The organism is Streptomyces sp. NPDC001902, from assembly GCF_042891295.1.
Classification (GTDB): domain Bacteria; phylum Actinomycetota; class Actinomycetes; order Streptomycetales; family Streptomycetaceae; genus Actinacidiphila.
In genome coordinates, this window is record NZ_JBIATA010000011.1 from 246,314 (window position 1) to 257,554 (window position 11,241).

Annotated in this window: 8 protein-coding genes; 4 read left to right on the top strand and 4 right to left on the bottom strand. The window is 64.8% G+C overall.

The features are described from left to right. Window positions 1–16: 16 nt before the first annotated feature. The 4 genes from dndB to dndE are packed head-to-tail and all read left to right on the top strand — an operon-like array spanning window position 17 to window position 5,114. Entirely contained in the window at window positions 17–1,156 is a 1,140-nt protein-coding gene (gene dndB / locus ACFYYN_RS20320) for a DNA sulfur modification protein DndB (protein WP_500546938.1), read from the top strand. Beyond that, complete coding sequence (dndC, locus tag ACFYYN_RS20325; protein ID WP_500546939.1) at window positions 1,153–2,730, top strand: DNA phosphorothioation system sulfurtransferase DndC; 1,578 nt, start codon at window positions 1,153–1,155, stop codon at window positions 2,728–2,730. Before dndB ends, dndC begins: the two co-directional genes overlap by 4 nt. Continuing rightward, on the top strand, window positions 2,717–4,744 hold the full coding sequence (gene dndD / locus ACFYYN_RS20330; RefSeq protein WP_500546940.1) for a DNA sulfur modification protein DndD: 2,028 nt from the start codon (window positions 2,717–2,719) through the stop codon (window positions 4,742–4,744). The genes dndC and dndD overlap by 14 nt, the downstream gene beginning before the upstream one ends. Beyond that, entirely contained in the window at window positions 4,734–5,114 is a 381-nt protein-coding gene (gene dndE / locus ACFYYN_RS20335; RefSeq protein WP_500546941.1) for a DNA sulfur modification protein DndE, read from the top strand. Before dndD ends, dndE begins: the two co-directional genes overlap by 11 nt. A 400-nt stretch (window positions 5,115–5,514) precedes the next feature. Here dndE and ACFYYN_RS20340 read toward each other — a convergent pair whose 3' ends face one another. From ACFYYN_RS20340 to ACFYYN_RS20355, 4 genes are all read right to left on the bottom strand, one after another. Further along, window positions 5,515–7,572, bottom strand: a complete 2,058-nt coding sequence (locus tag ACFYYN_RS20340) for an Hsp70 family protein (protein WP_500546942.1) — start codon at window positions 7,570–7,572, stop codon at window positions 5,515–5,517. Then, window positions 7,569–8,210 carry a hypothetical protein gene (locus ACFYYN_RS20345; RefSeq protein ID WP_500546943.1) on the bottom strand — a complete coding sequence of 214 codons (642 nt, stop codon included), beginning with the start codon at window positions 8,208–8,210 and terminating at the stop codon, window positions 7,569–7,571. The genes ACFYYN_RS20340 and ACFYYN_RS20345 overlap by 4 nt, the downstream gene beginning before the upstream one ends. A gap of 101 nt (window positions 8,211–8,311) precedes the next feature. Beyond that, a complete protein-coding gene (locus tag ACFYYN_RS20350) occupies window positions 8,312–9,850 on the bottom strand; it encodes a hypothetical protein (protein ID WP_500546944.1) in 1,539 nt (512 codons plus the stop codon). A 411-nt stretch (window positions 9,851–10,261) separates the two neighbouring features. Further along, window positions 10,262–10,723: a hypothetical protein gene (locus ACFYYN_RS20355; protein WP_500546945.1), complete on the bottom strand. Its 462-nt coding sequence runs from the start codon at window positions 10,721–10,723 to the stop codon at window positions 10,262–10,264. Window positions 10,724–11,241 lie beyond the last annotated feature (518 nt).

Sequence of the window (11,241 nt, forward strand, 5' to 3'; positions counted from 1 at the left end):
ACGCTAGGGTTGCCCGGTGGAGATCGAAGCGACGACACCTGCGACGAAAGTGGCCCCACCGCGGACCACTACGGGATTCGAATACACGTTCCCGGCCATTCGCGGCGTCCAGGCAGGGCGCGAATTTTACGTCTCGATGTGCCCGCTCCGCCTCATCCCGAAGATCTTCATCTTCGACGAGGAAGATCTCTCTCCGGAGTTGCGCGCCCAGCGCATCTTGAACAAGGGCCGTCTGCCAGCCCTGACGCGGTACATCCTCGAAAACCCCGAGGACTACGTCTTCAGCGCACTGACCGCCTCCGTCGACGGCGACATGATGTTCGACAGCATCGCCGGCGAGGGCATCGGCTTCCGCACCGGCCAGCTGCGCATCCCCATGGACGCTCGCTTCCTGATCAACGACGGCCAGCACCGCCGCGCGTCCATCGAGCTGGCCCTCAAGGAGAACCCCGACCTGGGGGACGAGACGATCGCCGTCGTCTTCTTCCACGACGCCGGCCTCGCCCGCTCCCAGCAGATGTTCGCCGACCTCAACCGCCATGCTGTCCGCCCGGCACGCTCCATCGGCGTGCTGTACGACCACCGTGATAACGGAGCCCGGGTCGCCCGCGCATTGACGGCCCGCTCAGCGGTCTTCAAGGGCTACGTGGAGATGGAGAAGAGTAACCTCGCCGCCCGTTCCCGCAAGATGTTCACCCTCAGCGCCTTGTACTACGGCACCCAGTCCCTCCTGCAGGGCCTGGAGGTCAAGGACGACGAGGCCACCGACCTGGCTCAGCAGTACTGGGAGACCATCGACCAGGCGCTGCCGGAGTGGGCCATGGTCCGCAGGCGTGAGTTGACCGCCGCAGAGATGCGCAGGGACTTCATCCACAGCCACGGCATCGCGCTGCATGCCCTGGGCCGCATCGGTAATTCGTTGTTCCGCGAGTCCACGGTGCCCAGCCGCTGGAAGCGACACCTCGCGCCGTTGAAGAAGGTCAACTGGGCCCGTTCCAACACCGACTGGGAGGGCCGCGCCATCGTCGGCGGCCGCGTCTCCAAGAGCCATCAAAACGTCACCCTGACCGTGAACTACCTTCGCGCCCACCTCGGCCTTGGGCTCAGTCCCGAAGAACAGCGAGTGGAAGACGCGTACCTGCGAGGCGAGGCATGACCATCCCCATCCCCTTCGGTCTCACCCCGGTGCGCCGCAGGCCGTTCGATGGGCGCACGCTCGACGAGGTGATCACCGCACTCACGGACGAGATCCGCGAGCTGTACACCGCTGACCAGGTCCCCTGGGTCGTCGGCTACAGCGGCGGCAAGGATTCCACCGCGGTGCTCCAGCTGGTCTGGATGGCGCTGCAGGAGCTGCCGGCAGCCAAGCGCACAAAGCCCGTCCATGTGATCAGCACCGACACGCTGGTTGAGAATCCGGTCGTCGCGGCTTGGGTCACCACCTCGCTGGAGACCATGGAGAAGGCGGCCACCGCGCAGGAGCTGCCGATCGAGCCACACCGCCTGACGCCGGAAATAAAGGACACCTTCTGGGTGAACCTCATCGGCCGGGGCTACCCTGCCCCGCGCCCGAAGTTCCGCTGGTGCACCGAGCGCCTGAAGATCAAGCCGTCGAACTCCTTCATCCGTAGCGTCGTCGCCGCCCACGGTGAGGCGATCATGGTGCTCGGCATCCGCAAGACCGAGAGCCAAGCCCGTGCCCGCGCCATGGAGAAGCACGAGAAGCGACGGGTGCGCGACCGGCTCTCCCCCAACGCGAACCTGCCCAACTCGCTCGTCTACAGCCCCATCGAGGAGTGGACCAACGACGACGTGTGGGAGTTCCTCATGCAACGCCCCAATCCGTGGGGCTACCACAACGAGGACCTGCTCACCATGTACCAGGGCGCTTCCGCCGACGGCGAGTGCCCTCTGGTTGTCGACTCCACCACGCCCTCGTGCGGTTCCAGCCGCTTCGGCTGCTGGACCTGCACGCTGGTCGAGCAGGACAAGTCCATGTCGGCGATGATCCAAAACGACGAGGAGAAGGAGTGGATGCTTCCGCTCCTGTCGTTGCGTGACAAGCTTGACGCCCCCTTCGGCTACTACGAGGAGGGGGACCCCGAGCTTCCTGAAGGACGCAAGGCAGGCTTCCCCAAGCCGGACAAGCCAGCCCGCGACTTCCGGCGGATGAACGGCCGCGTCATGCTGTTCAAGGACGACGCGATCCACGGCCCGTACAAGCAGAACTACCGTGAGAACTGGCTGCGCGAGCTCTTGGAGGCCCAGACCTGGATCCGCGCCAACGCTCCCGAACACGTGAAGAACATCGAGCTGATCACCCTCGCGGAGCTTCATGAGATCCGCCGCATCTGGGTCTTCGACAAGCACGAGGTCGAAGACTCGCTGCCTGGCATCTATCAGGAAGCCACCGGCGAGGCATTCCCCGGGGGCCCGCTCGACGAGCAGCTGGTCATGGGCGCCGACGAGATGGAAATCTTGAAGGGCATCTGCGGCGACGACGCCATCCACTACGGCATGGTCCGCGAGCTACTCTCCGTCGAGCGTAAGTACCGCACCATGACCCGTCGCGCCGGGCTCTTCGAGGCTCTCCAGCAAGCCGTGGAGAAGGGCTACTACGAAGACGCCGACGACGCCGTCAACTTCGCGCAGCGCAAGAAGAAGTGGCGCGACGACGTCACCGAGACCCTGACGTTCGACGAGGAAACCGAACTCGATGCTCCTGCATAAGATCACCTTGTCCGAGTTCGGGGCCTACCGCGGTGAGCAGTCCCTCGACCTGACGCCTATGAAGAACAAGCCGATCGTTCTCATCGGCGGGCTCAACGGCTGCGGCAAGACCACGCTCCTCGACGCCATCCAACTCGCCCTGTACGGGCCGCGTGCCCGCTGCTCCGGAAGAGGCAGCAAGGCGTACGACACCTACCTACGCGAAAGCATCAACCGCCAGGCGGATCCCAGCCGTGGCGCTGCCATCTGCCTCGAATTCACGGTCACTGTGGAGGGCACCGAGCACTACTACAAGGTCACCCGCAGCTGGCATGAGAGCGGCAAGTCCGTCAAGGAGTTCTTGAACGTCTCCATCGACGAGCACTTCGGAGACAAGACGAAGGGCGACCTTCGTGCTACCCCCGAACTCCGCCACAGCCGGGTACTCAGCCAGGGCTGGGCCGACCACGTCGAAGATCTCCTGCCACTCGAAATCGCCTCGCTGTCCTTCTTCGACGGCGAGAAGATCGAGTCCTTGGCCGACCCGGACCGAGCCGCCTCCGTGATCGAATCGGCCGTCCACTCGCTGCTCGGTGTGAGCACCGTCCAGCAGCTCCGCACCGATCTGCAGGCTCTGCAGCGCCGGCAGAAGCTCTCAGACGAAGAGCAGCACCTGCTCGACAACATCCGCAGTCAGGAGCAGGAGCAGGAAGCAGCCCAGGAGGAGCTGGAACGGGCCACGCAGGAACTGGCACATCTGCGTAGCGAGCACACCAAGGCCACGCGCGCCTTGAACTCCGTCGAACAGGCATTCCAGAAGGAAGGCGGCGCTCTGTTCGAGCAGCGGGTCGAGCTGGAGAGCGCTCGCAAGCAGGCGGCAAACCAGCTCGCAGATGCCCGGGCAGCCCTGGTACAGACCGCGGCCGGCGCACTGCCGTTCCTCATGGCCGGTAAGCAGCTGCAAGAAGTACGCGCCCAGTTTGAGCGGGAGCGGGCGGCCGCCCAAGCCCGCGAAGTCCTGCACGTCCTGCGGGAACGTGACGACTGGCTGCTCGACCAGCTCCCCGCGCAAGCCCACGAGGCAGCTGTCAAGGCGATGGAAGCCGACCGCACCGAGCGCGCAGAGGCGGCAGCCCTCGACGTGGACCTCCGCCTGCCCGCCGACATGGGGTCCCAGCTCGATGTCCTCGACGCGGCACTGGAAGGTGAACGCGGCCGCGGAGCTGAGTTGCTGGCCGAAGCCGAGGAGGCGTCCGAGGCACTCGCTGAGCTGGACCGTCAGCTGGCGGGTGTGCCCGCGCGGGACAAGGTCGAGGCGCTGCAGGCCAAGCGGGAAGAACAGCTGCAGGAGGTCGCCTCAGCGGTCAGCGCCTGCGAGAAGGCAGCCGAACGGGTCGAGGAACTCAAACGGCGCCGAGCGGGTGTCAGGGCATCCTTGGAAAAGGCGCACAACGAGTTCATCCGTACCAAGGTCAAGGCCGAGGAAGTCGAGCGCATCATCCGTTTTTCGGAGAAGGCTCGGCAGACCCTCGCTCGCTTCAGCGAAGCACTGCTCGAGCGGCACATCGGCAACCTGGAAGTCGCCATGATCCGCAGCTTCCGCATGCTGATGCGCAAGCAGAGCCTGGTCGATGACATCCGCATCAACATCGATGATTTCACCCTCACCTTGTCGGACGCCGAGGGCAAGACCATCTCCCCTGGCCGACTCAGTGCCGGGGAGCGCCAGTTGCTTGCCATCTCGCTTCTGTGGGGTCTCATGCAGGTCGCAGGCAACCGTCTGCCGAATGTCATCGACACGCCGCTCGGCCGCCTGGACAGCCGCCACCGGGAGCACCTCGTCGACCGGTACTTCCCCCAGGCGGGCGAGCAGGTACTGCTTCTGTCGACAGACGAGGAGATCGACGAGTACCTGCTGGGCCGGCTGAAGAGGTCCATCGCCCGCACCTACACGCTGGTCCATGACGACACCAAGCTCACCACTAGCGTCGTCGAGGGCTACTGGTGGAATGCAGGAGGCAGCCATGTCGCTTGAGACCGTCCGGCTCTCCCAGCCGGCCAAGGACCGGCTGGTTCGCCTCAAGCGCACCACCGGCATCGCCCAGTGGAACGTGCTGTGCCGCTGGGCCCTGCTGCTGTCCCTGCAAGACCCCTCTACACCGCTGGTCCGTGACATCGTCACCGACTCCAATGTCGAGATGACGTGGAAGACCTTCACCGGTGCTCACGGTGACCTGTACCTCGCCCTGCTCAAGCAGCGCTGCCTGCAGGACGGCGAAGAACCTACCGACGAGAATGCGGCGCGTGCGCTGACGGTTCACCTGCACCGGGGTATCGGTTACCTGGGCGGTCACAAGGAACTGACATCGATCCAGGGCCTCATCGGTTCCGTCGTCGTCGGGTAGGGCGATGATGCCCGATGCCGGTGCGGATCTTGGAGGCGTCCTCGGTGAAGGGCGCTGTCACGGACAGGATGGAGCCGGTTCTCGATGGACTCTTGGGATCGTGCCAGGCGGGCGGCCTTCTGGGGTGAAGCTCGAGCCGAGGGCGAGTCAGTGACGGCGTAGACGCCGCCTGTCACCGCGGCAATCTCCGCAGCGCACGGCGCAGCCAGATCCGCGCCAGCCGCTACGCCCAGCGCCTACTGGCCCCGATGGACCGCCGGCAGCGCTCTGGCCCGCGAGCTGTGGTCTGCCGCCACCCGAGCGGTAACCACACGGGCACCGCCCACTCCGGGGCTGCGAAGCCGACTGGTCGCTTCAGGTTGAAGTGACCAGTCGGACTTCACTGTCACCACGGCTGCGCTCACGGGAAAAGCCAGTCCTTCTCCACGCGGGCGAGCTGGATGAAGCGCCCCTTCTCGGCAAGCCACGGGTAGGGCGTGCGGAACCGCATCAGGTTGTTCATCGACACCACGGGCGCTGCGAGCTGTCCTGCGACATTGAGGACTGCCTGCGCTGAAACAGAGGGCACTGGGATCACCTCTCCCCTGGTGATGGCCTGGTCCAGCGCTTCGCGTTCATGGTGTTCCACCATGTCGACGACATCCGTGCCGATGACCGTGATCAGCCGACGGTTCGGGAACCGTTGCCTGATCACGGCCAGTGCGGAACCCAGGAGCGCATAGCTTGGGGGGCGAGGCGAGGCTGCGCTCCTTCCTGCGGTCATGACTCCCCGCCCATCCACGACGAGCGTGGGAATGGCAGACGGCTCTGCGCTGTGAATGTCTGCGGGAATCGCGTCCGGAGTCGCTGTGCTCGCCGTCAGTGGCTCAGGCTGCGGCGCCGGCTCGGTGATGCGCCGCAACAGGCGTTCGAGTTCTCGGTCGAGCCCTTGCTCAATCGGTGTTCCGTCAGGTCCGAAGCAGTCGAGTTCCTCGTTGAGGATTTCGCGTCCACCATGGCGCAGAACTGCACGCACTTTGAGGATGCCGTTGCGGTCGTAGCGGTAGTCGACGTCGAAAAGGTTCGCGTTGGGGTCGGCCCCCGGCTGGGGGACGGGCAGTTCAAGACGCGCCAGGGGAAATGTGCGCTCATCGTCCGCAGCCCGTGCGCTGTCCCCCTCGACGATCTCCAGGACGACCTTGGAAGCACCACGAACGGCAGGCATGGCGCTGCGACTGCCGCGGGCCGGCAATGTCGAGTATCGGGGGATCAAGGTGGCAAAGCCACGACGGCTACCGGCTTGAAAGGTCAAACCGAGGTCATGGCTCGTGGCGACCGAGATGGTAGTCCCGGGGACAAGCCCGTCGATCTCTGCTGCAGTGATGGCTGCCCCCCGCGCGACGGCAGTCATGGGCTTGCACAGTCGTGCGTCCACCACCTTGCGATTGAGTGCGTGCTCGACTTCCCGGCGAACGAGTGGAATCTGCGAGGTCCCGCCTATCATGAGGACGGCATCGAGCGTCTCAGGTGACAGCCCGACATCGTTGAGGCACTCCTCCAACGGCACCAGGGCCCGCCGGACGAGGGGCTCCACAGCCTCTTCGAACTCCTCGCGGTAGATGACGATGGGGCTCATGCCGCCAGGGGGTTCGAAGAGCACATCGTTGGTGCCGGGCTGGGACAGCGCGATCTTGGTGAGCTCGACGTGGCGTCGCCAGCGGCGTGCTTCCGCGCGGGTCAGATGCTCGGGCCGCCTCCCGAGCTTGGGCAGAATCAGCCGGACGAGCGCTTCGTCGAATTCGAGGCCACCCAGCGCGGTGATGCCTCGAGAAGCCACCTCGTCGAAGATGCCGTCGTAATGTTCGAGCACGGTGACGTCAATCGTGCCACCGCCCCAGTCGAAGACAAGAAAACAGCCCTCACCTGGGTAGTCGTGGGCGTAACTGATCGCAGCCGCAGTCGGCTCGTTGATCAGCGCTTTGACCCTGATACCTGCGAGGCGTGCCGCGGCCCTGGTTCGGTAACGAGCTGCCCCGGTGGCATTGGCGGGGACGGTGACGACTGCCTCCTCCATTTCCCTCAGATTGCGGCGGACGCCTGCCCGCATCTGGTCGAACAAAGCTGCGGCAACCGTCGTGCTGCGGTACGGCTCGTCGCCCAGCCATACCTCATGCTCTTCGGGCAGTGCGCCGCGCAGGTACTCGTCCTGGTCCTCGTCCGCCGTAGCCCGAGGTTTGGAAGCGAGCATGCGTTTCACCGCGTCCTGTGGGGCGTCGGCACTGCACTTGGCGGACCAACCGAAGCACAAGGTCCTCTGAACATCCCGCAGCGAGACAACTGAAGGAAACAGCTCATCGAAGCCTGGGCGGTTCCACTCGGCGGGAAGTCCATCGCTGTCTACCCGTATGACCTCGGTGCCGTGGCCCGTCCAACGTGCGACAACCGAGTTGCTGGTGCCGAAGTCAATGCCGAACGTCATGCGTTGTCCTCCGCCCCGTCGAAGTGGCCCGCAGGAAGTTGTCGTACCTCGCCACGTTGGACGACACGCCCGGACGACGTCTCGATGTATGCGGGGGCAACCACCTCGAAGGCCTTGCTCCCGTTGTGCTCTCCGGGGTTCACGACATCGAAGGCAGCGAGATTGTCCAGCGACGTGACGCGCTCAAGGCCCGACCGCTTCAGCTCGGCTTCTATCCTCAAACGCACGGCCGCCAGGTCTTGAGTAGAACAGGCTGTGCGATCGATGAGTGCCAGCTGCGACAGTTGCTGCTCTCGTACCCGCGTCGCCTCAAGCACTGCGGTGCGCAGTGCATCATCGACGGCGGCCTGTACCGCTTGCCGTACCAGCGTGCCGACCTTTTCGGCGGTGGACATGACGCCGCGAATGGCGTCGTCCAGTTCTTCCCTTAGCTTCTGGGAGAGCTCCTGAGACGCCCTCAGGCCTGCCTTCGAGGCCGCCTTGTCGACCCGTGTGGCCAGCTTCTCGCTGACCTTCTCAAAGAACCTCTCGGGATTGGCCAAGGCATCGGTAGGCAGCTGAGCATCCGCGTTCGCGTTGGACGTGTCCTCGCTGCGGGCCGGCGACTGCCCAGAACGCGGGGGAGGCTCGTCGTGCACTGCCTCCCCTTTGCGGGCTCCGCCTCCGCCTGTCATGGGGCGGGAGCGCAGCCCTTGGAATGTGGGGTTGTGCGCAACTCGCCGCTTCTCCCTCTTGTCCATCAGTGGTCATTCCTCGTAATCGTGGTGCTGCGGCCGATGATTTCGCTGGCCGCTTCAGCGGCGGTCCATTCCCGATCTTCCGGGGTGCTGGGGTCAGTTCGTCGTTTCAGAGAGTGCGCTCGTGGCTGCAGGACGGGCGACCGGTCGCGAGGGACCCACAGGAAGCGTTCGTCGAGCGGGAGCTCGTACAGTTCCTCCGTCTCGTTACCCATTCGCCGGGCCGTCTCGAGCCGCTGGATTCGGTCCTTGGCGCTGTTGATGTACTCCAGCTGCTCGGTGGGGACCTGCGTGCGCATGTTGCGCCACCCGTGTCGCCATTCAGTTGAGCCGTGTTCGACCGACAAGGCCAGATACGGATTGAGAACATCGTGCGGCTTGGACCTGTGGCGGAGTGCTTGAAGTAGCTGGCTGAGCCGGTTCATCCGGCCTCGGGTCTCGCGATCGACCCCTGTGCGCTGGGCACCGCCCCTTTTGAGAAAGTCCTCAAGTAGTCCCACGCCTTGATCGAGCCGGTCACGGTCACCCGGGCGGGCGGTCAGGAAGTACACGTACGCAAGGGCCACACGTGCCTCACGGTCGGCGCGGCCAGCTGTCGCGCCGTGCTGTTCATTGCGCAGAGCGGTGGCCTGTTGGACGACCTTGCGCAGCATGTCCGCCGCAGTGTCTGGTTCCACGGCCATAGCCCAGTGGGCCTGGTCCAACAGCCGGTACATCCGGCGTGTACCGGCCCAGTAGTGGAATGGAGTCCGGCCGGAAATCAGCCGGTCCTGCGGTACGCAGTCCTCCAGTAGGCCGAACAGCCCGCGCTCCTCACCGAGTCGGCGGCTGACAGGGCTCCCACGGCGAACTTCCCGGAGCGACCTGACCAGTTGGGCGAGCTCCGTGGGCAACATTGTGTCCGCGTCCGACTGAACGTCGTCGAGTACGCTGACTTCGCCGTCCAGAAGCGCCGAGCGCAAACTCCACTGGTCGTGCCGACCTTCAACCGGTTCGACGCCGATGCCGGCAACCACGGAGCGTCGACGCACTTCGTCAGCCCAGCCAAGGGCCTCGACATCGTGATCACCAAGGTCCCCGGGTGTCACTCGGGCGAGCACGTAGCGCACGCGCTCGTCCCTGGCCGGCCATTCCGCAGGATGCACCTTTTCATCGAGCGCACCGGAGTCGATGAGATCGTCGACAATGGGCAACGGCAAAGACTGTACGAGCCGCTGCCACACCTCGGCGGAAAGGGTTGCGTGCGCCGCGGCCGCCGTGGCTTCCAGGTGCAATTGCCATGCGTCGGCTGACACAGAGTCCGTCGATGGTATGGGTAGCCTGCCGGTGAGGATGGCTTCGGCGCGAGCGAGTTCATCGTCGCCAAGTAGAGGCATGCCTGCCGCTGTAAGTTCGGCGAGATGGTTCAGGGCGATGAGCGGAGATAGCCCGGATAGGTGTGCCCGCACCGTAGGCACCACGACGGACAACGAATCAGCCTGGGCGCCGAGATTGGTGAGTACCGCGGCAAACAAGTCGGCATTTCCCGATTGCTCGGCCATGCGATCCAGGACGGCGCCGATACGGGCAGGCAGCTCCACTAGAGTCGGCGTTATCTCGGACGTCGGCGCCCGCTCGACTATCGCTGGTGCGGACCTTCGGCGAGCGCGTAAGGCTGGCACCTCGCCGCGCAGGCGGGCGAGTCGACGCCTTTCGCGTTGCTCGAGCTCCATCTGGCGAAGAGTCTCGAGGTCGGGCTCATCGATGAATTCCGAAGCCATCGATCGAATTTCCCCCCTCCATGGCGCATCGCATTTCGCCCATCCGCGAAAGCGACAATGTGATCTATGTCAGGTTACGCCCGCAACGGCTCGCCCGGGTGAACCGAGAAGCTCGGCGTTGCACACACCGATCGGCAGACAGCGAAGCCCTCAACTCTGCATCCCCCACGCTCCGCACAGGCCCACGTCTGCCTAAGCCTCTAATTGTGTGATCTCGCGCCACCAGGCGGCTACTCGGCTGTCCATCCAATAGAGCATCTCGGCCTTACCCGTCGCATTGTCGATGCCGCCCTGGCTGTTCTCGATCGGCCAGCGCTTCTCCTTGAACAACTGTCCGGAGATGCGGCTAAGGGCTGCGTGCTCGCTGCTCTGCTGACGCTCGGGAAGTCCCGAACGCTGGAGAATGTCAGTGAACCGAACCTTCTCGTCTGGGTGCTCGGCCGTGGCCTCGAACAGCGCGCGTACCCCGGGAAGGTGGTTCACCTTGCTCCACAGAAGTGCAAGCTGGGCCCTTGTCCACAGCCCCTGGCGTCCCAGGTCAATGGCAGTGTCCGTTCCGTCAATCTCCGCGAGCAGCCCAGTGAGCTTGACATTGAGGGACTCGACGTCGGCCAGTGCCGCGACGACAGCGGACCGCAGAGTTCCGTGATTCATTGCAGAGTCCCCCGGCCTGATTTCGCCAACGAAGCCCCACCATAAGCACCATATGGATTCGTCCACGAAACCGCAAGAGTTCGAGAGGGGACGTCGGCAACCAGTTCTGCAGTGCGGCGACTGGCGGCTTGCCCGACGGGAGGACGGGCTCACCCTCAGGAGGGCGACACCACACCGGGACCTCCCATCGACCCACCTCCAGGACCATCCACGCATAGGCGCACCGGTAGCCAGGCGATGAGGTCCTGCTGCACAGCCCGCAGCTGCTTCGACATCCGAGCCGGGACCTGGGTCACGTGATCGGCCAGGCGACAGTGACCAAGTGCGAGCGCTGGCGGGAGCAAGAGTCGATGACCAGCCCTTCAGCCCGGCTGCCGGTCGATCAGTCCTCTTCTGGACGAGCAGTGTTCCGCGGGACCCTAGTACTCCAGCTGTAGATCTTGATCTTGGCGCTCTGGCATACGGGCGGCTCGGTCTGGTGACCTCCGACGGGTGGACCCGCGACCGTTGAGTAGGCA

Excerpts from the sequence above, each read along its gene's own strand:
- ACFYYN_RS20355 (WP_500546945.1), bottom strand. The coding sequence starts at position 10,723 with ATGAATCACGGAACTCTGCGGTCCGCTGTCGTCGCGGCACTGGCCGAC.
- ACFYYN_RS20350 (WP_500546944.1), bottom strand. The coding sequence starts at position 9,850 with ATGGCCGAGCAATCGGGAAATGCCGACTTGTTTGCCGCGGTACTCACC.
- ACFYYN_RS20340 (WP_500546942.1), bottom strand. The coding sequence starts at position 7,572 with ATGACGTTCGGCATTGACTTCGGCACCAGCAACTCGGTTGTCGCACGT.
- dndE (WP_500546941.1), top strand. The coding sequence starts at position 4,734 with ATGTCGCTTGAGACCGTCCGGCTCTCCCAGCCGGCCAAGGACCGGCTG.
- dndC (WP_500546939.1), top strand. The coding sequence starts at position 1,153 with ATGACCATCCCCATCCCCTTCGGTCTCACCCCGGTGCGCCGCAGGCCG.
- dndD (WP_500546940.1), top strand. The coding sequence starts at position 2,717 with ATGCTCCTGCATAAGATCACCTTGTCCGAGTTCGGGGCCTACCGCGGT.